Source organism: Halorubrum depositum (assembly GCF_007671725.1).
Taxonomy (GTDB): domain Archaea; phylum Halobacteriota; class Halobacteria; order Halobacteriales; family Haloferacaceae; genus Halorubrum; species Halorubrum depositum.
Map to the genome: position 1 here is coordinate 496,103 of NZ_VCNM01000001.1, position 25,385 is coordinate 521,487.

21 protein-coding genes are annotated in these 25,385 nt (G+C 67.3%); 17 read left to right on the forward strand and 4 right to left on the reverse strand.

Features of this window, described 5'->3' with window-relative positions; translation table 11 throughout:
- The first annotated feature begins 29 nt into the window (after nucleotides 1-29).
- The 8 genes from FGM06_RS02625 to FGM06_RS02655 all read left to right on the forward strand — a co-directional run bounded on the left by FGM06_RS02625 (nucleotide 30) and on the right by FGM06_RS02655 (nucleotide 6,940).
- The gene (locus tag FGM06_RS02625; protein WP_144797262.1) at nucleotides 30-1,223 is read left to right on the forward strand and encodes an MBL fold metallo-hydrolase; all 1,194 of its coding nucleotides are present in this window, start codon (nucleotides 30-32) and stop codon (nucleotides 1,221-1,223) included.
- A gap of 11 nt (nucleotides 1,224-1,234) precedes the next feature.
- Nucleotides 1,235-1,789, forward strand: a complete 555-nt coding sequence (locus tag FGM06_RS02630) for a YeeE/YedE family protein (RefSeq protein ID WP_144797264.1) — start codon at nucleotides 1,235-1,237, stop codon at nucleotides 1,787-1,789.
- Nucleotides 1,789-2,247, forward strand: a complete 459-nt coding sequence (locus tag FGM06_RS02635; RefSeq protein WP_144797266.1) for a YeeE/YedE family protein — start codon at nucleotides 1,789-1,791, stop codon at nucleotides 2,245-2,247. Before FGM06_RS02630 ends, FGM06_RS02635 begins: the two co-directional genes overlap by 1 nt.
- 9 nt (nucleotides 2,248-2,256) lie before the next feature.
- Nucleotides 2,257-3,432 (forward strand): inorganic phosphate transporter, encoded by a 1,176-nt coding sequence (locus FGM06_RS02640; RefSeq protein ID WP_144797268.1) that lies wholly within the window; start codon nucleotides 2,257-2,259, stop codon nucleotides 3,430-3,432.
- A 284-nt stretch (nucleotides 3,433-3,716) separates the two neighbouring features.
- Nucleotides 3,717-3,881: a DUF7512 family protein gene (locus FGM06_RS15930; RefSeq protein WP_186310950.1), complete on the forward strand. Its 165-nt coding sequence runs from the start codon at nucleotides 3,717-3,719 to the stop codon at nucleotides 3,879-3,881.
- The gene (locus tag FGM06_RS02645) at nucleotides 3,871-4,929 is read left to right on the forward strand and encodes a sulfite exporter TauE/SafE family protein (protein WP_144797270.1); all 1,059 of its coding nucleotides are present in this window, start codon (nucleotides 3,871-3,873) and stop codon (nucleotides 4,927-4,929) included. Before FGM06_RS15930 ends, FGM06_RS02645 begins: the two co-directional genes overlap by 11 nt.
- A gap of 117 nt (nucleotides 4,930-5,046) precedes the next feature.
- Nucleotides 5,047-5,451, forward strand: coding sequence for a helix-turn-helix domain-containing protein (locus tag FGM06_RS02650; protein ID WP_144797272.1), 405 nt, complete (start codon nucleotides 5,047-5,049; stop codon nucleotides 5,449-5,451).
- A 718-nt stretch (nucleotides 5,452-6,169) separates the two neighbouring features.
- Entirely contained in the window at nucleotides 6,170-6,940 is a 771-nt protein-coding gene (locus FGM06_RS02655) for an IclR family transcriptional regulator (protein ID WP_144797274.1), read from the forward strand.
- Between the two features lie 375 nt (nucleotides 6,941-7,315).
- On the opposite strand, the gene ddh is transcribed toward FGM06_RS02655, so the two are convergent.
- A complete protein-coding gene (gene ddh, locus FGM06_RS02660) occupies nucleotides 7,316-8,254 on the reverse strand; it encodes a D-2-hydroxyacid dehydrogenase (RefSeq protein ID WP_144797276.1) in 939 nt (312 codons plus the stop codon).
- A 244-nt stretch (nucleotides 8,255-8,498) separates the two neighbouring features.
- Here ddh and FGM06_RS02665 point away from each other — a divergent pair, with 244 nt between their 5' ends.
- The 3 genes from FGM06_RS02665 (at nucleotide 8,499) to FGM06_RS02675 (ending at nucleotide 15,802) form a co-directional block, all read left to right on the forward strand.
- Complete coding sequence (locus tag FGM06_RS02665; protein ID WP_144797278.1) at nucleotides 8,499-10,106, forward strand: thiamine pyrophosphate-requiring protein; 1,608 nt, start codon at nucleotides 8,499-8,501, stop codon at nucleotides 10,104-10,106.
- A 341-nt stretch (nucleotides 10,107-10,447) separates the two neighbouring features.
- Nucleotides 10,448-12,706: an NADP-dependent malic enzyme gene (locus FGM06_RS02670; RefSeq protein WP_144797280.1), complete on the forward strand. Its 2,259-nt coding sequence runs from the start codon at nucleotides 10,448-10,450 to the stop codon at nucleotides 12,704-12,706.
- A 132-nt stretch (nucleotides 12,707-12,838) separates the two neighbouring features.
- Nucleotides 12,839-15,802 carry an FAD-binding and (Fe-S)-binding domain-containing protein gene (locus tag FGM06_RS02675; RefSeq protein ID WP_144797282.1) on the forward strand — a complete coding sequence of 988 codons (2,964 nt, stop codon included), beginning with the start codon at nucleotides 12,839-12,841 and terminating at the stop codon, nucleotides 15,800-15,802.
- 436 nt (nucleotides 15,803-16,238) lie between these two features.
- Here FGM06_RS02675 and FGM06_RS02680 read toward each other — a convergent pair whose 3' ends face one another.
- Nucleotides 16,239-17,444: a CaiB/BaiF CoA transferase family protein gene (locus FGM06_RS02680; RefSeq protein ID WP_144797284.1), complete on the reverse strand. Its 1,206-nt coding sequence runs from the start codon at nucleotides 17,442-17,444 to the stop codon at nucleotides 16,239-16,241.
- Nucleotides 17,441-18,223 (reverse strand): enoyl-CoA hydratase/isomerase family protein, encoded by a 783-nt coding sequence (locus FGM06_RS02685; protein WP_144797287.1) that lies wholly within the window; start codon nucleotides 18,221-18,223, stop codon nucleotides 17,441-17,443. The genes FGM06_RS02680 and FGM06_RS02685 overlap by 4 nt, the downstream gene beginning before the upstream one ends.
- Before the next feature lie 180 nt (nucleotides 18,224-18,403).
- Between FGM06_RS02685 and FGM06_RS02690 the strand changes: the two genes are divergently transcribed.
- A complete protein-coding gene (locus FGM06_RS02690) occupies nucleotides 18,404-19,459 on the forward strand; it encodes an isocitrate/isopropylmalate dehydrogenase family protein (RefSeq protein ID WP_144797290.1) in 1,056 nt (351 codons plus the stop codon).
- On the opposite strand, the gene FGM06_RS02695 is transcribed toward FGM06_RS02690, so the two are convergent.
- Nucleotides 19,460-19,891 (reverse strand): universal stress protein, encoded by a 432-nt coding sequence (locus FGM06_RS02695; RefSeq protein WP_144797292.1) that lies wholly within the window; start codon nucleotides 19,889-19,891, stop codon nucleotides 19,460-19,462.
- Between the two features lie 299 nt (nucleotides 19,892-20,190).
- Here FGM06_RS02695 and FGM06_RS02700 point away from each other — a divergent pair, with 299 nt between their 5' ends.
- From FGM06_RS02700 to FGM06_RS02720, 5 genes are all read left to right on the forward strand, one after another.
- A complete protein-coding gene (locus tag FGM06_RS02700) occupies nucleotides 20,191-21,351 on the forward strand; it encodes a Bug family tripartite tricarboxylate transporter substrate binding protein (protein WP_144797293.1) in 1,161 nt (386 codons plus the stop codon).
- A 151-nt stretch (nucleotides 21,352-21,502) separates the two neighbouring features.
- Nucleotides 21,503-22,084, forward strand: coding sequence for a tripartite tricarboxylate transporter TctB family protein (locus tag FGM06_RS02705; protein ID WP_186310951.1), 582 nt, complete (start codon nucleotides 21,503-21,505; stop codon nucleotides 22,082-22,084).
- Nucleotides 22,085-23,584 (forward strand): tripartite tricarboxylate transporter permease, encoded by a 1,500-nt coding sequence (locus tag FGM06_RS02710; RefSeq protein ID WP_144797297.1) that lies wholly within the window; start codon nucleotides 22,085-22,087, stop codon nucleotides 23,582-23,584.
- Between the two features lie 245 nt (nucleotides 23,585-23,829).
- Complete coding sequence (locus FGM06_RS02715; RefSeq protein WP_277752396.1) at nucleotides 23,830-25,035, forward strand: thiolase family protein; 1,206 nt, start codon at nucleotides 23,830-23,832, stop codon at nucleotides 25,033-25,035.
- Entirely contained in the window at nucleotides 25,032-25,358 is a 327-nt protein-coding gene (locus FGM06_RS02720; RefSeq protein ID WP_144797299.1) for a Zn-ribbon domain-containing OB-fold protein, read from the forward strand. The genes FGM06_RS02715 and FGM06_RS02720 overlap by 4 nt, the downstream gene beginning before the upstream one ends.
- Nucleotides 25,359-25,385 lie beyond the last annotated feature (27 nt).

Genomic DNA, 25,385 nt, shown 5'->3' on the forward strand with positions numbered 1-25,385 from the left:
CGTTCACCCGGTAGGATGGGGTGTACAACATGGACGCTGAAGATTTCCCGACGCCGGACGTCGACGTCGAAACGATCGCACCGGACACGCTGAAAGAGCGCATCGACGCGGGCGAGGCCGTCACGCTCCTCGACGCACGCATGCAATCCGACTACGAGGAATGGCGCATCGACGGCGAGAACGTCACGTCGATCAACGTCCCGTACTTCGAGTTCCTCGACGACGAGATCGACGGGGACGTCCTCGAACGGATCCCCGAGGACCGCGAGGTGACCGTCCTGTGCGCGAAGGGCGGCGCCAGCGAGTACGTCGCGGGCACGCTCGCGGAGCGCGGCTACGACGTGAACCACCTCGAAGAGGGCATGAACGGCTGGGCGGGCATCTACGAGGCCGTCGAAGTCGCCGACTACGACGGCGCGGGCACGCTGGTGCAGTACCAGCGCCCCTCGTCCGGGTGTCTCGGCTACCTCCTCTACGACGACGGCGAGGCGGCGATCATCGACCCGCTGCGCGCGTTCACCGACCGCTACCTCGACGACGCCGCCGACCTCGGCGTCGACATCGAGTACGCGCTTGACACGCACATCCACGCCGATCACATCTCGGGCGTGCGCGACCTCGACGCGGAGGGCGTCGAGGGCGTCATCCCCGAGGCGGCCGTCGACCGCGGCGTCACCTACGCCGACGAGCTGACCACGGCTGCGGACGGCGACACCTTCCAAGTCGGCGACGCGGCCATCGAGGTCGTCTCCACGCCCGGCCACACGACCGGGATGACCTCGTACCTCGTCGACGAGAGCCTGCTCGCGACCGGCGACGGGCTGTTCGTCGAGAGCGTCGCCCGCCCGGACCTCGAGGAGGGCGACGACGGCGCGCCGGACGCGGCGCGCATGCTGTACGAGTCCCTGCAGGAGCGCGTTCTCACCCTGCCCGACGACACGCTGATCGGGGGCGCGCACTTCAGCGACGCCGCCGAGCCCGCCGAGGACGGCACCTACACCGCTCCGATCGGCGAACTCGTCGAGGAGATGGACGCGCTCACGATGGAGGAAGACGCGTTCGTCGAACTCATCCTCTCCGATATGCCGCCGCGGCCGGCCAACTACGAGGACATCATCGCGACGAACCTCGGTCAGAACGCCGTCGACGACGAGGAGGCGTTCACCCTCGAACTCGGGCCGAACAACTGCGCCGCGAGCCAGGACTCGCTCGCGGGTGACTGAGACTGCCATCGATGCCTGACCCACTCGTCGCGCAGGCGGCCGCCGATCTGTTCCCAAACGGGGTCAGCCGGTACGCCGTCGGCGGGCTGCTCGTCGGCCTCGGCGCGGTCGTGATATACGTCGGAACGGGGATCGCGGCCGGCGCGAGCACCTTCCTCGAGTCGACGCTGTCGTACGTGTCGGGGCAGTCGCGGTTCCAGCGGTACGTGAGCTCTCGCGACTGGCGCGTCGTGTTCACGCTCGGAATCATCCTCGGCGGCGCGGCGTTCGCGGCGACGGTCCAGTCGGGCGTCATCACGACGTCGCTCTACCAGCCCGGAACGACCGGGCGGACCTACGAGCTCGCCGGCGTGACCCTGTGGCTGACCGACGTCCAGCCGTGGCGGCTGTTCGTCGGCGGCGTCCTCGTCGGCATCGGGACCCGAATCGGGAAGGGATGCACCTCGGGGCACGGCGTCTGCGGCGTCGGGTCGGCGTCGAAGACGTCGCTGGTCGGCGTGGCGACGTTCCTGACCGTGGCGATCGGGACGGCGCAAGTCGTCGCCGCGCTGGGGGTGAGCCCGTAATGGCGGACAGACATCCGCTGTTCAAGCCGCTGATCTTCGTCGGCGGTCTGATCTTCGGGTTCGGGCTCGGCTTCAGCCACATGGCGCGGCCGGAGGTCGTGTTGAACTTCCTCACGTTCGAGGACTTCGGGCTGCTGTTCGTGATGTTCGGCGCTGCCGTCGTCTCCGGGATCGCGTTCGCTGTGATGCCCCGGATTCGGGACGCCGCGCCGCTGACCGGCGACCGGTACGAGCGGCGTCTGAAGCCGTTCGACCGGAACGTCCTGGTCGGCGGCGCCGTCTTCGGCGTCGGCTGGGGACTCTCCGGCATCTGCCCGGGCGCGGCGTACGCGAGCCTCGGCGTCGGCAACGTCACCATCCTCTGGGCGCTCGCCGGGATGTTCCTCGGCGCGTACGCGCAGGGGTACTGGCGGAGCCGCAGCCAAGCGCGTGACGCCGCCGCGGCCGGCGCGGACTAACGAACCGGTATGGACCCCGTTTTCATCGCCCTCTCCGTCGGTGCAGCGCTCGCCAGCCTGTTCATGGCGTGGGTCATCGGCGCCGGGTCGAGCGGTGCGACCCCGTTCGCACCCGCCGTCGGCGCGAACGCGATCGCGACGATGCGGGCCGCGTTCCTCGTCGGCATCTTCGGGTTCGCCGGCGCCGTCACGCAGGGCGGCAACGTCTCGGAAGCCGTCGGGAGCGGTCTCGTCGGCGGGATCAGCCTCCCCGTAGCGGGGGTCATCCTCGTGCTCGTGTTGGGCGCGGGGCTGATGGCGGTCGGCATCACGACCGGCTACCCGATCGCGACCGCGTTCACCGTCACCGGGGCGGTCATCGGAGTCGGCCTCGCGCTCGGCGGGACGCCCGTCTGGGCGAAGTACCAGCAGATCGCCGCCGTCTGGGTGTTGACTCCCTTCGTCGGGGGCGGCATCGCGTTCTCGATCGCGAGCCTGCTCCCGCGCTCCGACGTCCCCGAACAGTTCAGCGTGCCCGTCCTCGCCGGCCTCGTCGGGGCGGTCCTCGTGAACGTCCAGTTCGGCTTCCTGGGTGAGGGGAGCGCGTCGGGGACCCTCCGCGGGCTCGGGCAGCGGGCGCTGGCGGTCGACGGACTCGCGTCGGCGGTCGGTGTCACGGGGCTCGCGGCGCTGGCCGTCGGCGCCGTCGTCTGGTGGGACGTCAGTCGCGACGAGCCCGGCGGGCTGCGACGCGTGCTGCTCGCGCTGGGCTCGCTCGTCGCGTTCTCCGCGGGCGGGAGTCAGGTCGGACTCGCCGTCGGGCCGCTGCTGCCGCTGCTCGACGAGGTGGGGACGGTCTCGACGTTCGCCGTCCTCGTCGGCGGCGGCCTGGGGATGCTCGTCGGGTCGTGGACGGGCGCGCCGCGGATGATCAAGTCGCTCGCACAGGACTACTCGTCGCTCGGGCCGCGGCGCTCCATCTCGGCGCTCGTGCCCTCGTTCCTGATCGCGCAGCTGGCGGTCATGCTGGGCGTCCCGGTCTCGTTCAACGAGATCGTCGTCAGCGCCATCATCGGGAGCGGTGCCGCCGTCGGCGGGCGGGAGGCGGTGGACGCGCGGAAGATCCTCGTGACGGTGGGAGCGTGGGTCGGATCGTTCGTCCTGTCGTTCGGACTCGCGTACGCCGCCGCGTTCCTCCTGTTCTGAACCCGCCAGTCGTCCTTTTCTGAACCCGCCCGTCGTCCTGTTCCGAAAACGACCGTCGCCGTGCCGCGCGTGCGATCGGTAGATTTCACGCCGTGCACCGACGTTGCCCGGTCCGGCGGAGCGTCGTACGTTCCGTATAAGTTATCGATGGTCGGGCGGAGGTTATCCGGATATAGTATTGTGTGGTAAGCCCAAAACTGTTATAGGCACGAACCGGGTAGGGGATGTTGAACAGAAATGTGCCAACAGCGAATTTCCGACGGCGGAGATCGGAGGACGAATCGATGTCAGGGTTAGAGATCCCCACGTGGGACCCGGAGACGGCCCTACTCATCGGCGCGATACTCCTGGAAGCGATCGTGCTGTACGTGGGTTACGGGGGGCTTGAGCGGCTCATCGGGCCTCGCTTCATGAAACTCGTGATCGGAGGCGAAGCGGATGCTCAGTAGCTTCCCGGACGGACTCGGGCTCTTCGGGACGAGCCCGGAGATGGCGGCCCTGTTCGTCGGCTTCGGCCTCGTCGTCGGCGTCCTGTTCGGGTTCTTCGGCATGGGCGGGTCGTTCCTCGTGACCCCCGCCCTGCTGATGCTGGACTACCCGGCGCCCGTCGCGGTCGGTAGCGGGATGGCGTTCGTCTTCGGGACGGCCGTCATCGCGACCCTGAAACACCACGACCTCGGGCAGGTCGACTACAAGCTCGGCGCGATCATGATCACCGGGACGACCATCGGTATCGAGGCCGGACGCGCCAGCGTCTACTACCTCGAATCGCTGGGGCTCGCCGGCGGCGTCATCAGCGTCGCCTACGTGGTTCTGCTCGGCGGCGTCGGAGCGATGGTGACCCGCGACGCCCTGAAAAACGACGGCGGCGGCGGCATCGACCACGAGGCGGCCGACCGGGACCTCAGCGAGTACGAGATCCCCGAGATCGCCAAAACGATCCAGCGGACCGTCCGGATTCCGCCGATGGTGACGCTCCGCGGCGACGTCCGCGTCTCCGCGTGGGTCATCACGGCCGTCGCCTTCGCGACCGGCCTCCTGTCCGGCTTCCTCGGCGTCGGCGGCGGCTTCATCCGGATGCCCGCGATGATCTACGCGATCGGCGTTCCGGTCCCCGTCGCCGTCGGGACGGACCTGTTCGAGATCGTCTTCTCCGGCGGGCTCGGGAGCTACCTCTACGGACAGGGCGGCGGCGTCGACCTCGGCATCGTCGCTCCGCTGCTGTTCGGGAGCGCGCTCGGCGCCCGCGTCGGCTCCGCCGCGACCGCCGTCGTCGACGCCGACGGCATCAAGGTCTACTTCGGCGGGATGCTGCTCGCCGGCGCCGTCGCGGTCGGCATCGGCGAGATCGGATCCTACATCGGGAACTCGCTCCTGGAGACGGTCGGACTGGTCCTCGTGATCGGCGCGGCCGTCGTCGTCGCCGCCGCGGTCATCTACACGTCGGTCGTCTCGCTGCGGACGACGCGCAGTCGCCAAGCCGCGACGGCGGACTGACGCGGTCACTCGGCCTCGAAGTCCCGACGTTCCCCGCGAGCCGTCGGCGTTAGCGCGAAATTGTGTGATCTATACACAAGTCTTTTAACGGCGTACCACGTACATACTCCCGATAAAATGCCGGATTCGATGTCGGAACAACTCCAGCAAGACATGGTGTGCGAGGGGCTCCTAGAGTGTTTCCACGGGCTCAAGCAGCTCGACAAGCAGGTCTTTCAAGAGCTCGTCCGGACCGAGGCGCCGCTGACCATCGACGAGATCGCCGACGAAGTGGACCGCGAGCGGTCGACCGCGTACCGCGCGGTACAGCGGCTCCTGCAGGCCGGATTCATTCAGAAGGAGCAGGTGAACTACGACCAGGGCGGATACTACCACGTGTACAGGCCGACGGATCCGGAGAAGGTCGCCGACGACATGCAGCGGATGCTCAACGACTGGTACGCGAAGATGGGACAGCTCATCCAGGAGTTCGAAGACAAGTACGACCGGGCCGAGACCTCGTCTCCCGCCGCAGAGAGCTAACGCCGGCGCGAACCGGCCGTCCGGCGACCGAGACCGGAGTGGGGGTCGCCCCGCCTCGGCGTCGGTGACCCGCGTGTGAAACGGGGGACGCTCGAAGCGATCGCAAACGGGAGCGTGGACCGCTACCGCCGCCAGAAAGGTAACAAAAAAGTCTATGACGGATATGATATATTTCTGTGGTACCCGATGCGGTCGGAACCGAGTGGGGGACGTGCGATGTCGGAATAAACCTGGCGCCACGGCTCTGGAGCTTCGGGATTTTAAGGGTGCTATCGCCCGATCACCTCTCCTATCGCGGCGTTTCGGAAACCGAGACCGGAGACGGGACGCTCGATCGAGGACGTCGGTTCAAAAAGGGGGCCGGTAGGATACAACTGGGCTCAAGAGAACTGCTGAACGAACAATTCGTGCGGATCGTTCTCGACTGAGACTGCTGTCGGAGGTCAGATGACGGTTCGGCCGATAACATATGAAATATGGTTATTTCGCGGTTGTATACTTTATCGGACAGTTGTTTCACCGGGCGCGTAGCGCGGCCGTCGGAGGGCGTTCTCGGTGAATCGCGTGAGTCGCCAACTGTCGTACTCCCCGTCCGCGGGGTCGGTGTGGCAGTGCGACCGGCGCGATGGCTGCCGAGGGGCGCCGAACGCCCTTCGCTCCGTCCGGACGGCGTGTGCGCCCCATAATTCTTATAACCCGTCTTCGGTGAGATAGGCCCATGAAGAGGCCAAAAACGGAGTCGGTGCGGGCGACGGGGACCTCGATGCGGATACTGACGGCCATCGCGGACCGCGGCGAGGGGGTCTCGATCGCGGAGTTGGTCGAGAGCCTGGACCTGGCCAAGAGCACGGTGTACAAGCACCTGATCACGCTCGAGGAGCACGGGCTCGTCGTCAAGCGCGAAGACGGCTACCGGCTCGGCCTCCGGTGTCTGGAGTTCGGCGGGATCGCCCGACAGTACGACGGCGTCTACGACGTCGCGAAGCCGGAGGTGCGCAAGCTGGCCGAGGAGACGGGCGAACTGGCGAACCTGCTGTTCGAGGAGCGGGGGCTCGGCATCTACGTGTACACCGCCCGCGGCGAGCAGGCGATCGACTTCGACGTCCACCTGGGACGGCGCGTCTACCTCCACACGACGGCGCTGGGCAAGGCCCTGCTCGCGAGCCTCTCCGACGAGCGCGTCGACGAGATCGTCGACCGGCACGGGCTGCCGGCTCGGACCGACGAGACGATCACGACCCGGGACGCGCTGTTCGAGGAGCTCGATCGGATCCGCGAGGAGGGGTTCGCGTACAACGAGGAGGAGCGGCTGGGCGGGCTCGGCTGCGTGGGGACGCCGATCGAAACCGGGGAGCGTCGGAACGCCGCGATCAGCATCATGACGCCGATAAGCCGCCTGAAACCCGAAGACCAGCGCCGCGAGTACACCGAGAGCCTCAACCAGACCGCGAACGTCATCGAAGTCAACCTCACTCACGGACGGCCGTGAGCAAACGAGGAATGGCAAGGAGAATATCATTACAAGTGTAGTAATGTAATGAGACGGGAGAACCGACAGGACGTTCCGGCGGAGTAGGGCCCCCTCGCCGGACGAATGGAGCGCCCCCGAGTTCGCATATACGAAACCAGAATTCGCGCCGACGCAGGAGACGCGAGGGCAAAACGCGACTGTTTTTCGTCATAATTGCGCATCAGAACCGATCAAAATCTTTGATATTTCTCTAATAATCGGTGTTGTAGAAGATACTGTTCGAATTACACAGATATTTCCCCGGAAGCATCGTGTACGGTGTTACGTAAAACGGATAATAAGGCGTTCGCAATGACGAAACAACAGAGAGATACGAGGTCGGTGCGGGAAGCGTTACGCGACCCGGTTCCGCAGCGATTCGGCCGCTTGGTACCGCTCGACGTTCTCCGTCACGAGCTCGGCGATGTCGAGGTGGTACCGGTTGGTCGCGGACCCCTTGTGCGGCGAGATGATCACGTCCTCAAAGTCCCAGAGCGGGGAGTCGTCGGGGAGCGGCTCGGTCTCGAACACGTCGAGGCCCGCGCCGGCGATCTCGTCGCTCTCGAGCGCGTCGACGAGCGCGGTCTCGTCGACCAACGGCCCCCGAGCGACGTTAATCAGGTACGCGTCGTCGCGCATCGCCTCGAACTCCGCCTCCCCGATCAGACCTTCGGTCTCGGGGGTGTGCGGGAGCGCGAGCGCGACGAAGCGCGCGTCCTCGATGGCGTCGTGGAGGTCCGACGGGTCGAATATCTCCGACACGCCCGGCACCGACTCGTCGGACCGCCGGATCCCGACCACCTCCATCCCGAGCGCGTCCGCGCGCTCGGCGATCCCGCGGCCGATCGTCCCGAGGCCCACGACGCAGAGCCGCTCGTTCTCCACGGTGAACGGTCGCTCGTACTCCGGCGTGTACCAGCTCCGCTCGTTCTGGTGGTCGCGGTAGACGTGGTGGAGCCGCGCGAGCGACAGCATGTAGCCGAGCGCGACCTCGCTGACGGTGGTGTCGTGGATGCCGGTGCTGTTGGTGAGCGGGACGCCCGCCGCCTCGTAGGCCGCGGTGTCGAACTCGTCGTAGCCGGCGCGGATGCAGTGGACCCAGCCCGCGTCGAGGAACTCCGGACGGGGGACGTACGTGGCGACGGCGTCGGTCTCGTCGTAGCTCCCGCCGTCGCCGACCAGTTCGACGTCGAGGTCGAGGTCGTCGAACGCCTCGACGAAGGCCTCGGGCGGGATGACGTTCTCCACGGACTCGTGGACGGACAGCGTATCGAGCGGCGCTCGGTCGGACATACGCGGACCGTCGTCGCAGTGCAACATCAGTCCTTCGGGAGCCGGCAAAATAGGGGAGCCGTCGCGGCGGCCCGATCCGCGGCGACCTCCTGGTGACGAAACCGTCCTCTACAGCCTAGTGACGAAACCGTCCTCTACAGCCTAGTGACGAAACCGTCCTCTACAGCCTAGTGACGAAACCGTCCTCTACAGGTACCTTTATCTAACCCCGGGCCGGTGGTTGTGGTATACGATCTAATAAAAGATGAACGTTACAGAAGCCATTGCGCAAGCGCTGAAAGAGGAGGGTGTAGAGTACGTGTTCGGGTTCCCGAGCAATCCGCTGTTCGACACGGGCGCCGCCGAGGACGCCGGTCTGCGGACGATCATTACCCGTCAGGAGCGGACGGCGGTCCACATGGCGGACGCTATCGGCCGGCTCACGTCCGGCGACGAGGTCGTCGCCTTCGCCTGCCAGCACGGTCCGGGGACCGAGAACTCCATCGGCGCCGTCGCGCAGGCGTACGGCGAGTCGGCGCCGCTGGTGGCGATCCCGGCGGGCTACGACCGCGCCAAGACGGACGTCGATCCGAAGTTCAACTCCCTGGTGAGCTACCAGAGCGTGAGCAAGACCTGCGAGCAGCTCTCGGACCCGGACGCGGTCGGGGAGACGTTCCGCCGGGCGTTCACCGCGGCCCGCAACGGCCGTCCCCGCCCCGCGGTCGTCGAGGTGCCCAAGGACGTCTTCTGGGAGGAGATCGGCGACTTCGAGTACAACCCGTCGAGCGCCAACCGCGCCGGCGTGGACCCCGACGCGGTCCCGGCGGTCGCGGACGCGCTCGTCGACGCCGAGAACCCGGTCATCTTCGCCGGGCAGGGCGTCCACTACGCGAAGGGATGGGACGAGCTGAAGGAGCTCGCCGAAACCCTCGAGGCGCCGGTCGCCACGAGCCTGAACGGCAAGAGCGCCTTCCCCGAGAGCCACCCGCTCTCGCTCGGCGCCGGGAGCAAGAGCGAGCCCGGACAGCTCGCGCACTTCCTCGACGAGTGCGACGTCCTCTTCGGCGTCGGCTGCAGCTTCACCGAGACGGCGTACGGGATCACGGTTCCCGAGGGGAAGACCGTCATTCACTCGACGCTCGACCCCACCGACATCGACAAAGACGTCGACTCGGAGATGGCGCTCGTCGGCGACGCGCAGATCGTGCTCGACGCGGTGACCGACGCCGTGGCGGAGCGCGTCGACGACGACCGCGGCCGCTTCGACGACGTCGCCGAGGAGATCGCGTCGGTCAAGTCCGACTGGCTCGACGAGTGGGAGCCGAAGCTCACGTCCGACGAGACGCCGATCAACCCCTACCGCGTGATCCACGAGATCACGAACGTCGTCGACCCCGACGAGACGATCATCACGGCCGACGCCGGGAACCCGCGTGACTTCCTCGCGCCGTTCTACGAGACGGACGAGCCCCTCTCGTACATCGGCTGGGGGAAGACGACCCAGCTCGGCTACGGGCTCGGGCTCGCGCTCGGCGCGAAGGTCCGTTTCCCCGAGAAGCTCTGTATCAACATCATGGGCGACGGCGCCATCGGGATGACCGGACTCGACTTCGAGACGGCGGCCCGCGAGGACGCCCCGATCCTCACCATCCACCTGAACAACTACGAGATGGCGTCGTACGACACGCCGTTCAGCGGCGACTTCGCCGACGTCGGCGAGGCCCTCGGCGGCTACGGCGAGCGCGTCGAGGACCCCGAGGAGGTCGCGCCCGCGCTCGAACGCGCCATCGAGAAGACCGAGGAGGGGACGCCGGCCCTCCTGGAGATCATCACCTCCAAGGAGACCGAGCTCTCTCGACCCGACCTCGACTGAGGTAGAGCGAGTCTCCCGACGACCGACCGTCCACGCGTGGCCCGCGGTGGGCATCGGTCGTTCGAATGCGTTCGAGATGCTCGGATGGATCGATCGCCGCCCCCGTCGCGGGAGCGGAACGAACCGACCGAGGCCGATCCTCGATTATGTCCGAGTGCGCGGCTGTCGCAACGTCGGTCGGATCGCGACGAGACGCCGATCTGCTTCCCTGCCGCCCCATCCCGTATACTCGTATTTCGATCCGGGCTCGCCGGGTCGAGCGTGCCGGCGGGCAGGAGCGCGCGTCGCGAGACGAAGAGAGATGCCCATAAGTATTTATGCGGTTCGCGTGATCGATCGGTATGACGCTGGAAGACGACTCCTTGGAGTATCACCGGGCCGACCCGCCCGGGAAGATCGAGATCGCGACGACGAAGCCGACCAACACCCAGCGCGACCTCTCGCTGGCCTACTCGCCGGGCGTGGCGGGGCCGTGCCGCGAGATCGCCGAGGACCCCGAGAAGGCGTACGACTACACGGCGAAGGGGAACCTCGTCGGCGTCGTCTCGAACGGCTCCGCGGTACTCGGCCTCGGCAACATCGGCGCCACGGCGTCGAAGCCGGTCATGGAGGGGAAGGGCGTGCTGTTCAAGCGGTTCGCGGACGTCGACGTGTTCGACGTCGAGCTCGACATCGCAGACGTCGACCCCTTCTGCGAGGCGGTCGCGGCGATGGAGCCGACGTTCGGCGGGATCAACCTCGAGGACATCAAGGCGCCGGAGTGCTTCGAGATCGAGAACCGACTCCAAGACGAGATGGACATCCCCGTGTTCCACGACGACCAACACGGCACCGCCATCATCAACGGCTCCGGGCTCATCAACGCCGCCGACATCGTCGACAAGGACCTCGGCGACATGAGGGTCGTGTTCTCCGGGGCCGGCGCGTCGGCGCTCGCGACCGCGCACTTCTACGTCTCGCTGGGCGTCGAGCGCGACAACATCACGCTCTGTGACTCGACGGGGATCATCACCGAGGATCGGGCCGAGGCGGGCGACGTCAACGAGTACAAGCGGGAGTTCGCCCGCGACGTCGAGGACGGCGACCTGGCGGACGCGATGGAGGGCGCGGACGTGCTCGTCGGCCTCTCGGCCGGCGGGATCGTCTCGCAGGAGATGGTGCGGTCGATGGCCGACAACCCGATCATCTTCGCGATGGCGAACCCGACCCCGGAGATCGGCTACGACGAGGGGAAGAACGCCCGCGACGATACGGTGGTCATGGCGACGGGCCGGTCCGACTACCCGAATCAGGTGAACAACGTGCTCGGCTTCCCGTTCATTTTCCGCGGCGCGCTTGACGTCCGGGCCTCGGAGATCAACGAGGAGATGAAGGTCGCCTGCGCGGAGGCGCTGGCGGAGCTGGCGCGGAAGGACGTTCCCGACGCCGTGTTGAAGGCATACGGCGACGAGCCGCTCCAGTTCGGGCCGGAGTACATCCTCCCGAAGCCGGTCGACCCGCGCGTGCTGTTCGAGGTCGCGCCGGCGGTCGCGGAGGCGGCCATGGAGTCCGGCGCGGCGCGCGAGGAGGTCGACCTCGACGAGTACCGCGACGACCTGGAGGCGCGGGTCGGGAAGTCCCGCGAGATGATGCGGATCGTCACCAACAAGGCCAGACAGGACCCCAAGCGCATCGCGCTCGCCGAGGGGGAAGACGAGAAGATGATCCGCGCGGCGTACCAGCTCTCCGAGCAGGGGATCGCCGAGCCCGTGCTGCTCGGCGACGCCGACGCGATCGCGGGGACCGTCAGCGACCTCGGGCTCGACTTCGAGGCGACCGTCGTCGACCCGACGACGGGCGAGTACGACGAGTACGCGGACCGACTCCACGAGCTCCGCAAGCGGAACGGCATCACCCGCAGCGAGGCGGGCGACCTGATCCGCAACAACACCGATTACCTCGGCAGCGTGATGGTGGACCAGGGCGACGCCGACGCCATGCTGACGGGGCTGACCCACCACTACCCCTCGGCGCTCCGGCCGCCGCTGCAGGTCATCGGGACCGCCGACGACGCCGAGTACGTCTCCGGGGTCTACATGCTGACGATCGGGAACCGGGTCGTGTTCTTCGCCGACGTCACGGTCAACCGGGAGACCGACGCCGACGTCCTCGCGGAGACGACGCGGCACACCGCCGACCTGGCGCGACAGTTCAACGTCGAACCGCGGGCGGCGCTGCTGTCGTACTCCAACTTCGGAAGCGTCGACGACGAGACGACTGAGGCGCCGCGGGAGGCGGCCGCCATGCTCCGCGACGACCCGGCGGTCGACTTCCCGGTGGACGGGGAGATGCAGGCCGACACGGCCCTCGTCGAGGAGATGCTCACCGACACCTACGAGTTCTCCGAGCTTGACGAGGCCGCGAACGTCCTCGTCTTCCCGAACCTGGAGTCCGGGAACATCGGCTACAAGCTGCTCCAGCGGCTGGGCGACGCGGACGCCATCGGCCCGATGCTCGTCGGCATGGACGAGCCGGTCCACGTGCTCCAGCGGGGCGACGAGGTCAAGGACATCGTCAACCTCGCGAGCGTCGCCGTCGTCGACGCCCAACAGCGCGAGTAGCTCGCTCCGTCGGGCGTCCTCGACCTCTCGACTCTTTTTAATTCGGTTTGTCCCGCCGTTCCGCCCGATTGTCGTACCGTGTTGACGCGTAACATTCATGAGCACGCCACGCCGAATGCACTCAACTGACCGATGGGATCTAAAAACACAGTAGCCGATCCGTCCGCCGACCCCCGGGCGAACTACGATTACCAGAGCGACGCGGAACACGACTCGGCGCTCGTGACCGACCTCGACGCGCTCGTCGACGGCGACGTCCGCTTCGACGAGTACTCCAAGCAGATGTACGCGACCGACGCCAGCGCGTACGAGGTGACGCCGATCGGGGTCGTCTACCCGACCTCGACCGCGGACGTCGCCGCCGTGATGGAGTACTGCGCCGCGGAGGAGATCCCGGCGCTCCCGCGCGGCGGCGGCACGAGCCTCGCCGGCCAGTCGGTGAACGAGGCGATCGTCTTGGACTTCACGCGGTACATGACCGACGTCGTCGACGTCGACCCGGAGAACGCGCGGGTCCGGGCTCGGACCGGGATCACGCTCGGCGAGCTCAACCGCACCCTCGAACCGCACGGCCTGAAGTTCGCGCCCGACCCGTCGACCGCGGACCGGAGCGCGCTCGGCGGCGCCATCGGGAACAACACGACCGGGGCGCACTCCCTGAAGTACGGGAAGACCGACGCCTACGTCGAGGAGGTGGAGGCGGTGCTGTCCGACGGGAGCGTCGAGACGTTCGGCGAGATCGAGGTATCGGAGCTGCGCGAGGCGGCCGACCCCGGCGGGGAGCTCCTCGAACGGATCTACGCGGAGGTCGTCCGGGTCATCGACGAGGAGGCCGACGAGGTCGACGAGCGGTACCCCGACCTCAAGCGGAACGTGTCGGGGTACAACCTCGACGTGCTGATCGAGGAGGCGGAGGCGGGGACCGTCAACCTCGCGCGCCTGCTGGTCGGGAGCGAGGGGACCCTCGCGATCGTCACCGAGGCGGAGGTGAGCCTCGAACCGATCCCCGAGACGAAGGGAGTCGCGCTGCTCACGTACCACGACCTGCTCGACGCGATGGAGGACGTCGGCCCGATCCTCGAACACGACGCGGCGGCGGTCGAGGTGCTCGACGGCGTCCTCGTCGACCTGGCGCGCGACCTCGAGGAGTTCAAGGACGTCATCGGCCTGTTGCCCGACGAGACCGACTCGTTCCTGCTGATCGAGTTCTACGCCGACGACGAGGAGACGGCCAAGCGGCAGGTCGACGACCTCCTCGAGGACCGGGTCGGCGACCTGGCGTTCGACGGGATGGCGGCGTACGACGAGGAGACGCAGAAGAAGTTCTGGAAGATGCGAAAGGCGTCGACGCCGATCCTGCTGTCGCGGACGGGCGACGAGAAGCACATCGCGTTCATCGAGGACCTCGCGATCCCGCCGGAGCACCTGCCGGAGTACACCAAGGAGTTCAAGCAGATCTTCGAGGACCACGACACGTTCGGGAGCTTCTACGCGCACGCCGGTCCCGGCTGCATGCACGTCCGGCCGCTCATCAACACGAAGACCGCCGAGGGGACCGAGACGATGGTGTCCATCTCCGACGCCGCCACGGATCTGGCGGTGAAGTACGGCGGGTCGGTGTCGGGCGAGCACGGGGACGGGCGCGCTCGGACCCAGTGGAACCGGAAGCTGTACGGCGACCGCCTCTGGAACGTCTTCCAGGACCTGAAGACCGCGTTCGACCCCGACTGGCTGCTCAACCCCGGGAGCGTCTGCGGCGACCACGACATGAGCGAGAACCTCCGGTTCGGGGAGGAGTACGAGTTCGACGCCGGCTTCGAGCCGGCCTTAGAGTGGGAGAACGAGAACGGGTTCCAGGGGATGGCCGAGCTCTGTCACGGCTGCGGCGGCTGTCGCACCAGTCAGGACGGGGCGGGCGGCGTGATGTGCCCGACGTACCGCGCCTCGCAGGAGGAGATCACCAGCACGCGTGGTCGCGCGAACCTCCTCCGGCAGGCGATGAGCGGGGACCTCCCCGAGGGCGAGCAGTTCGACACGGAGTTCATGCGCGAGGTGCTCGACCTCTGTGTCGGCTGTAAGGGCTGTTCGATCGACTGCCCAAGCGAGGTGGACATGGCGAAGATGAAGGTGGAGGTCGAGCACGCCCACCACGAGGAGCACGGGGCCGACCTCCGGTCGAAGCTGTTCGCGAACGTCGACGCGCTCTCGAAGCTCGGGAGCGCGACGGCGCCGCTCTCGAACCTCGGGACCAAGGTCCCCGGCGCGCGCGTCGTCATGGAGAAGACGCTCGGGATCGCCCGGGAACGCTCGCTCCCGACGTTCCACCGCGAGACGTTCGTCGACTGGTGGGCGGACCGCGGCGGGTCGACGGTGGACGAGTCGACCGCGGACCGGCGCGTCGTGCTGGTGCCCGACACGGTCACGAACTACAACAACCCGAAGGCCGGCAAGGCGGCGGTCCGGGTGCTCGAGGCGGCGGGCGTCCACGTGACGGTCGCCGACGAGATCACCGACAGCGGTCGCCCCGCGCACTCGAAGGGACTGCTCGGGAAGGCCCGCGAGACGGCCGAGTCCAACGTCGCGGCGCTGGCGCCGCACGTCGACGACGGGCGCGACGTCGTCGTGGTCGAGCCGTCCGACGCCGTCATGCTCCAGTCCGACTACCTCGACCTGCTGTCGTCCGACGACGCGACCCGCGTGGCCGGGAACGCCTACGGCGTGTTGGAGTACCTCGACACGCACCGACTCGACGAGGCGCTCGACGTCGACGGCGGCGCGGAGCGGCTCACCTACCACGGCCACTGCCACCAGAAGTCCGTCAAGAAGGACCACCACGCGGTCGGCGTCCTCCGGCGGACCGGGTTCCGGGTCGACCCGCTCGACACCTCCTGCTGCGGGATGGCCGGGACCTTCGGCTACGAGTCGGAGCACTACTCGATGAGCCAGGCCATCGGATCGATGCTGTTCGACCGGATCGACGACAGCGACGGCGACGCGGTCGTCGCTCCCGGCGCCTCCTGCCGGACGCAGATCGGCGACGAGTACGACGAGAAGCCGCCGCATCCGATCGAGAAGATCGCCGACGCGCTGGCGTAGGGCGCCTCGGCTCGCGGCGGCGTTCGCTGTTTAAATAGGGACGAGCGACGGCGACGCTATTTATAAATAAACGAGGCGGTGGCGCGTGCCTCCGAGCGGCCGGTAGGCCGCGAGGAGCACGCGCGAGGGACGCCGCGAGCGTAGCGAGCGGCGAGGCTGGGGAGGCGTGAGGTGCGGTTGCGGTGCGGTCGGGCGGGACTCAAAGGGGCAGCCGCGAGGGCGAAGCACGGCGCAGTAAGCACCACAGCGAAGGAGCGTCAGCGACTGAGCGAGGAGCGCAGCAAGCCGCGCGAGTCCTCGCGGCTGGGGCTTTAGCGGTGTTCACCGCAGCGTCGTCGATCGCGTACAGTCGAGGGGCTGGGACTTTGGAGGCATTCACCACTGATCCGCGGTCGACTGTTTATAAACAAAAACGACGAGAAACCGACATTCCGTATCAGTCGCCGAACGCGCCGCCCTCCCGCCACTCGTCGAGCGTCGTCTGGTCGCCGGCGACGTCGGCGAACACGGACTCCGTGTGCTCACCGAGCCGGGGCGCGGGCGACCGGATGATGTCATCGTGGTCGGGGAAGTTGATCGGGTGGCCTGGGAGCAGACACTCGCCCCAGTCGGGGTCGTCGTGCTCGACGACGAGGTCGCGCGCCCGCGTCTGGTCGTAGTTGACGACGTCCTCGACGTCGTTTATCGGGCCGCAGGGGAAGCCGTAGTCGATGAGGCGATCGAGCCAGTACTCCGTGGACTCCGTCTCGAACTCCTCCTCGATAATCCCGACAACGGTGTCGGCGTGCTCGAACCGGTCGTCGTTCGTCGGGTACTCCGCCAGCTCGTCGCGGCCGACCAGCTCGACGAAGTCGTCCCACCGGTCGTCGCTCGGGACGCCCGTGACGAGGGCGCCGTCGGCGGTCTCGAACCGCTGGTACGGGACGAGCGTCTGGTGGGAGGTGCCCTGCGGCCCCGGAACCGACCCGTCCATCGAGTACGACGTGAGGTACTCGTTCATCAGCGTCACGATGGAGTCGAAGAGACCGACGTCGAACTTGCCGTTGAAGCCGTCTTCTGTATCTCCGCCGCCCGCGTTCCCCCGCTCGTAGAGGCGGGCGAGGATCCCGATCGCGGTGAACATGCCGGTCGTGAGGTCGCCGATCGCCTGCCCGACCTTGACCGGCTCGCCGCCCTCCGGCCCGGTGACGCTCATGATCCCGCCCTCCGCCTGCAGGATGAGGTCGAGGCCGGCCTGCTTCTTCCGCGGCCCGGTCTCGCCGTACCCCTTGATGCTGGCGTAGACGATCTCCGGGTTCCGTTCCTTGGCGGCGTCGTGGCCGACGCCGAGCTTGTCCGTGACGCCGTAGCCGAAGTTCTCGATGAACACGTCGGCCTCCTCCAGCAGCGACAGCGCCGCCTCGGTGCCGGCGTCGGACTTGAGATCGAGCGTGACGGAGCGCTTGTTCCGGTTGTTCGCCATGAAGTAACCGGACTTGCCGTCGGGGCCGACGCCCTGACTGCGGGCGGGGTCGCCGACGCCGGGCCGTTCGATCTTCACGACGTCGGCGCCCATGTCGGCGAGGAGCGCGCCGCAGAACGGGCCCGCGCGGTGACCGGTCATCTCCACGACGGTGAGGTCGGCGAGCGGTCCCCCGGTCATGCGTCGTTGAACTCGTCGACGAGCCGTTCCCGTTCGTCCGTCGCGAACTGCTCCCACCAGACCTCGGACTCGAACTCGCGGTTCTCCTCGGCGCTCTGCGCGTCGACCGCGTGGTTGAACGCGCGCTTGGAGTTCTTCACCGCGCTCCGTCCCGTGCTCTGGATCGCCTCGACGATGTCGCCGACCGTCTCGTCGAGCTCCTCGCGCGGAACGGCGTGGTTGACGAGGCCGATCCGCTCCGCCTCGTCCGCCTCGATCATCCCGGCCGTGTAGACGAGCTCCTTCGCTTTCGCCTCGCCGACGAGCTCGATCGCGCGCCACGTGGAGTTCCCGGTCGGGATCTGGCCGATGTCGGTCACGGGGACGCCGAACTTCGCGTCGTCGACCGCGATCCGCATGTCGCAGTACATCGCGAAGATGAGGCCGCCGCCCACGCAGTAGCCGTTGACCTTCGCGATGACGGGCGCGTGGCAGTCGAACGGCTTGCGGTACATCTCGTAGAACAGCTCCTGGCGGTCCTTCTGTCGCGGGTCGTGCTCCTCGGCGGAGCCCGCGTACTGCGAGATGTCGGCGCCCGCGGAGAACGCGTCGTCGCCCTCGCCCGTGATCACGACCACGTCGATGGACCGGTCGAGCTGGATCTCGTCGAACGCCCGGAGCAGGTCCAGCATGACCGTGTCGTTGAGCGCGTTGTACACCTCGGGCCTGTGGAACTCGATCGTCGCCACTCCGTCGGTGACGTCGAGCGAGATACTCTCGTAGGCTGTCTCGCTTACCATGAATCACACTCCCATCGGGGAGTGAAAAGTATTGTGAGTGGGGTAATCGCGGGGATCGCGAGTGGAGCGATCACGGGCGACGAGTCCCGTCAGACGCGGGGGATGATCGCCCCGCGCACCGGACGGGCAAGGGGTGTCACAGTCCAAAGAGTTTAGCTTGTGTGAGCGAATTCCGGAACTATGTCGTACGAGATAGCGACGATACCAGGCGACGGTATCGGTCCGGAGGTCGTCGACGAAACGCTCCCGCTCCTTCACGAGGCGGCGTCCCGCCACGGCGTCGACGTCGAGTTCACGGAGTACGATTGGGGGACCGAACGGTACCTCGAGACCGGGGAGATGATGCCCGACGACGCGCTCGATCAGATCGTCGACGCGGACTCGATCCTCCTCGGCGCGGTCGGCCATCCGGACGTCCCGGACCACATCACGCTGCACGGGCTCCTGCTGCCGATCCGGAAGGGGTTCAACCAGCAGGTGTGCAAGCGCCCGTCGATCCTCTTCGACGGCGTCGAGAGCCCGCTCCGCGGGTACGAGGCCGGCGACATCGACTTCGTCGTGTACCGGGAGAACACGGAGGGAGAGTACTCGGACGCCGGCGGTCGGGTCCACGAGGGGTTCGACCACGAGGTGGCGATCCAGAGCGCGGTCCACACGCGCGAGGGGACGGAGACGATCGTGCGGGCGGCGTTCGAGGCGGCGACGGAGCGCGAGGGGCATCTGACGAGCATCACGAAGTCCAACGCCCAAGCGTTCAGCATGACGTTCTGGGACGACGTCGTCGAGGACGTCGCGACCGACTACCCCGACGTCGAGGTCGAGTCGCTGCTCATCGACGCCGGGAGCATGGACCTCGTCCGCAGGCCGGAGGAGTTCGACGTGTTGGTCGCGTCGAACCTGTTCGGCGACATCCTCACGGACATCGGCGCCATCGTCAGCGGCAGCATGGGGCTCGCGCCGTCCGGGAACATCAACGTCGACGCCGAGTACCCGTCGATGTTCGAGCCCGTTCACGGGAGCGCCCCCGACATCGTCGGGCAGGGCGTCGCGAACCCGATGGCCACCGTGCTCTCGGCCGCGATGCTGTTCGAGGACCTCGACGAGACCGCCGTTTCCGACGCTCTCTGGAGTGCGGTTCGAGAGGTGCTCGCCGACGACGACGCTCCGTCGACGCCGGACCTCGGAGGGTCGGCGTCGACCGGAGAGGTCGTCGCGGCGATCGAAGATCGGCTCTGATCAGTCGGTTCGGAGCGAGACGACCGGGACGTCGGAGTTGAGCATCAGGGACTGAACGGTGCTCCCGAACAGCGCCTTCCCGACCGGCGACCGCTTCCGACCGGCGATGACGAGGTACCGGGCGTCGTTGGACTCGCCGTAGTTGATTATCTCGTCGTCCGGTTCGCCGAGAAGTCCCACCGGGGTCGCGTCGTCGACGCCCGACTCGTCGATCGCCTCCTGTGCGAAGTCCTCGGCGAGTTCTCGGATGTCGTCTGTCGGAATCGACTTTCCGGTGTCGCTCACGCTGGTTCGTTCGAGTCCGACGAACTCCGAGCGGGTCAACACGTGGACGACGTGGACGGGTTCGTCGAACGCCTCGCCGAGCTCGTTCGCTTCTTCGACGATGCTCGGCGCTCTCTCCGACCGATCGACGGCTGCAACGATTACCATAGGGACCGTATTCAGCCCCGGAATATAAAATGTTCCTCCGACGGGCAGGCTCGCGACACGGGACCGCGGCACTACCGGCGAACGCGGCGTACCGACGAACGCGACGCGACCGAGCGGGCTTCCGCCGGTCGACCGGAAAGATCGTCTCCGGTGGATCCCGGAGCGACGGCGAATAACGGAGATTTTGATAGAAACATTTATGATAATGCCATCGAATGGCATGCATGGATACGGCGAAAGCCTACCCCGAAAGCAGATCCGGGCGAGAAAAAACCAGCTAAGCCGACCAACGTGACAAGATGACTGAAGAAACACCAACCGACTCGGTCGAATCGACGTCAAACACGAAGCGGCGACGCTTCCTGCAGGCGATCGGCGCAACCTCCGCCATTTCGCTCGCCGGCTGTTCCGGCAACGGCGGCGACGGCGGCGACGGCGGCGACGGCGGCGATGGCAGTGACGGAAGCGACGGCAGTGACGGAAGCGACGGCGGCGACGGCGGCGACGGCGGCGACGGCGGCGACGGCGGCGACGGATGGTCCCCCGACGGAACCGTCCGGTACATCGTCCCGTACGACGAGGGCGGCGGAACCGACACGTACGCCCGCGGTATCCAGGAGGGCTTCCAGGAGGAGCTGGGCGAATCGCTGCAGATCGACAACATTCCCGGCGCCGGCGGCCTGAACGGTCTCGGCGAGCTGTACCGCTCGGAGCCCGACGGACAGACTATCGCGGGCAACGCGGGCCCGCTCGAGGTCGCGCCGCAGCTGCTCAACGAGCCGGACTTCGACATCCGCGACCTCACGGGACTCGGCGTGGTCGGGCAGTCGACGTGGTGTCTCGTCGTCAACGAGGAGTACGAGGGCGAGGTCGAGACGTTCGACGACGTCCTCGCGAAGTACGAGAGCGGCGAGTGGGAGAACATCGGCGTCCAGTCGTCCGGGAGCTCGCAGGACATCATCGTTCTGCTGTACAAGTACGCGTACGAAGATGAGGTCGGCTGGAACTGGCAGAACCGCGTGCAGTACACCGGGACGGGCCCGGTGGCGCAGGCGGTCGCCAGCGGCGAGGTTCCCTGTGGTATCGGGACCGACGCCGGGACCCAGTCCGTCGTCAACACCGGTCGGATCTACCCCGTGGTGACATTCTTCGGGCCCGGTACCGGAGTCTACCCGGACATCGATTCGGTCACCGACCTCGGCTACCCCGAGATCGACTTCGTCGGCGGCGTCTGGCGTGGCATGTACGGCCCGCCGGAGATGGATCAGGAGATCGTCGACTTCTACGCCGAGACGCTGGAAGCGACCACCGAGCACGAGGCCGTGCAGTCGTGGAGCGAGGAGACGGGGAACCCGGTCGTGTGGGAAGGACCGGAGGTCGCCGAGCAGAACTTCGAGGACGCCTTCGCGCAGTACGAGGAACTCGAAATCCTCGACCTCGTCAACGAGAACCAGCCCTGAGCCGGTTGCGACGCGTCGCGCGTCGTACTTAATTTATTTATACTTGGAGTCCGGCGGATCAGTTAACACTGTCATGGTCAATTACTCACAACGACTTGAAGGAATCACAGCAGAACACGTACTACTCGTAACGCTTCTCGGGCTGTCGATAGTGTTCTACGTCGACCCGATACTCAAGGATTACCCGGAGAACGCGGCGATCTTCCCGCAGCTGATGGCACAGGTCGTCGGGATCGGTTCGTTCCTCCTCCTCATACAGAGCTACCTCCCGGGACCGCTCCAGAAGATCGTCGCCGAGGAAGTGAGTATGACGGAGAGCTTCGAAGAGGACCGCACGGAAGGAGTCGGCGCCGTCGAGGACGCCCAGGAGGACGAGGACTCCACGGACGTCGAAGACACCGACATCGATGAGAAGTACATCGACACCGACGACGACGACGATGCCGACGACGTCGAGGTGAAGGGTCCCCCGCTGCACCAGAAGTGGGGCTTCGACATCAACAACACGGTGATCATGATCGTCTTCTCGAGCGTCTACTTCGCGCTCGGGTGGGCGATCGGCTTCCTCTACGTGACGCCGCTGTTCGTCTTCGCGTACATGACGTGGTTCAGAGTGAACGTGATCAAGAGCGCCCTGCTCGCCGGGCTCGCGACGGTCATCGTGTACGGATTCATCGTCTTCCTGCTCATGCCGTTCGACCAGGGAGCGTTGGTCTTCACGGGGGGTCTCTAGATGGCGGTCGCAAGCCTCGTCGAGGGGATACAGATCGCGGTCAGCTGGCCGGTCATCGGCTGGATGGCCGCCGGACTGCTCGCCGGGATCGTTCTGGGTGCGCTGCCGGGGATCGGCTCGCCGGTCGGTATGGCGATCGTCCTCCCGCTCACCGTCCCGCTCGATCCGACGCCCGCGCTCATCCTCCTGATCTCCATCTACAGCGGCGCGATGTTCGGGGGGAGTATCGCCGCGATCCTGTTGAACGCTCCCGGGACGGAGTCGGCGGCCGCGACGACGCTCGACGGCTACCCGATGGCGAAGAAGGGGCTCGCGAAGAACGCGCTCGCGATCGCGACGACGGCCTCCGCATTTAACGGGTTCGTCGCCGCGATCCTGTTGATCGCGATCTCGCCGGTCCTCATCGAGGTCGTCCTCCTGTTCGGATCGGTGGAGTACTTCCTGCTCGCGATCCTGGGGATCTCGCTCATCACGATCGTCGCGGACGGGTCGATCGTGAAGGGGCTCGTGGCGGGCGCGTTCGGCTTCATGATCTCGACGATGGGCGTCGCCATCATGGCGCCGACGCCGCGCTACGCGTTCGGACAGCTCGCGCTGTACGACGGGCTCAACTTCGTCGCCGCCCTGATCGGGATGTTCGCGTTCGCGGAGATGATGAAACTCGCCGTGCAGACGTCGATCGCGGAGGACGCGGTCGGCATCACGGGCAGCATCACCGACGGGATCAAGACGGTGTTCAACTACCCGAAAGCGCTGTTCAAAGCGGGCGTGATCGGCATGCTGATCGGCGCCGTCCCCGGCTCCGGTGCGACGACATCGACGTTCGTCGCGTACGCCGAGGAGGCGCGCTCCTCGGCCGCCGACGGGATCTTCGGCGACGGTGACCCGCGCGGGATCATCGCCCCGGAGGGGGCGAACAACCCGACCGTCAGCGGGTCGCTGGTCCCGACGCTGTCCTTCGGGATCCCGGGGAGCGGTTCGACGGCGGTGTTCCTCGGCGGCATCCTGATGCACGGGCTCCAGCCCGGTCCGGGGCTGTTCGGCGATCAGCTGCACATCACGTACGCGCTGTTCGTCTCGGTGTTCCTCGGCAACTTCATCATCCTGGCCGTCGGCTACTCGGTCATCCCGTACGCGAGCGCGATCACCAAGATCGACACGGACGTCATCATTCCGATGGTGATCGTCCTCTCGTTCATCGGCGCGTTCAGCCTCAGGCGGAACTGGTTCGACGCCTTCGGCGTGCTGGCGCTCGGCATCCTGGGCTACTACATGGTGAAGTACAAGTACTCGGTGATAGCGTTCGTCCTCGGGATCGTTTTGGGGCCGATAGCCGAGGAGAACTTCTTCCGGGCGCTTCAGCTATCGGGCGGCGGGTACGGCATCTTCGTGTCGCCGAGCCGACCGCTCACGCTGAGCATCTCCATCCTGATCATCGTGGTGCTGGTCGGGCCGTTCGTCGGACCGTACATCAAGGAGGCGGTGAGCAACCGCCGGTAGCGCGCCGCCGGTCGCCCCGGCACGGCGGATCGCTTCGACACTCGGTCGGCGTCGACGGACGTCCGCCGACCGACGCAGTTCGCGTCGCAGTTCTCGGTTCCATTTTGAAGACGGCTTCCCCGGTTCGACCACTGACGAGCACTCTCCGCCGTCGACGGGGTCGTTCGCGGCGGCCGCGAGGCGCGTGCAACGAGTGGCGCGAACCGTACCTATAAACCGGTCTAGCGTCTGAGTTCGAACGTACGATGACCGCCCAGAAGCGAGAAGCGCGGGCAGTAGACGCATCACCGGTCCGCGGCGACTCCCCGGCGATCACCGGCGCCGGCATGACGGCGTTCGCGAACGCCGACGATCGGTCGCTCCTCGAACTCCTCCTCGTCGCGGCGGAGCGCGCGCTCGACGACGCCGACCGCGACCCCGCCGGCGTGGACTCGGTCCACGTCGGGAACATGGCCGCCGAGGCGTTCAACGAGCGGTCCGGGCTGGCGAACGCGCTCGTCGGCGGCCTCGGGATGACCGGCGTCACCGCCCGGCGGATCGAGAACACCAGCGCGAGCGGCGCCAGCGCGTTTCAGAGCGCGGTCGCGGCGGTCGCGAGCGGTCGGAGCGACCGAGCGCTGGCCGTCGGCGGCGAGAAGATGTCCGCCGCGGACACGGCGACGGCCACGGAGATCATCAGCCGGATCACACACGACCGCGAGTACGAACAGGGGGTCACGCTGCCGTCCTTCGGCGGGCTGGCGGCGGCCGCCTACCTGCGCGGCTCCGACGCGGACCGGCGCGACCTGGCGCGGGTCGCCGTGAAGAACCACGCCAACGCGAGTTCGAACGAGTACGCCCAGTTCCGCAAGCGGATCGCCGTCGACGACGTGCTGGCGTCGCCGGCGGTCGCCGAGCCGCTGCGCCTCTACGACTGCTGTCCGACCAGCGACGGGGCCGCGGCGGTCCTGATCGAGTCCGGTCCGGCGGAGAGCGACGACGCGGTCAGGGTCGCCGCCTGCGAGAGCGCCACCGGGACGCACGCGGTCGCCGACCGGGCGGACCCGCTGGAGATCGAGAGCGTGCGGACGGCCGGCGAGCGCGCGTACGACGCGGCCGGTTTCGGGGCGGACGCGGTCGACATCGCGTGCATCCACGACGCGTTCACGATCCTCGAGTGGCTGGAGATGGAGGAGCTCGGGCTCGCCCCGGCAGGGCGCGCGTGGGAACTCACTCGCGACGGGGAGACGGACCTCGACGGGGCGCTCCCCGTCAACCCCGGCGGCGGGCTGAAGGCCCGCGGGCACCCGCTCGGCGCGACGGGGATCTCGCAGGTGATCGAGCTCGTGTGGCAGCTCCGCGGCGACCTGCCCGACGAGCGGGCGGTCGACGGCGCCGCCCGCGGGCTCGCCGTCAACGTCGCCGGGTTCGGAAACAACGCCGTCTGCACGCTGCTGGAGGGCGACGCGTGACCGACCTGCTCGAGTGTCGCGACTGCGGGCACCGGACCTACTACGAGAAACACCGCTGCCTGGAGTGCGGCGGGGCGGAGTTCGACGCCGTTCCGGCCGGGAACGGCGAGCTGCTCTCCGTGACCACCGTGCACGTCACGCCGGAGGGGGTCCGCGAGCCGAACGCGCTCGGACTCGCCGCGTTCCCCGGCGGCGCGAACGTCGTCGCCCAGCTCGACGAGGAGCTCTCGATCGGGGACGAGGTGCGCCTGGTCGGCGACCGAGAGCTTCGGGTCACTGAGGACGGGCCGCTGTGGGGCGTCCGCATCGCCGCCGCGGAGTGAGTCGCCGCGATACTCGCCCGGCCTGAG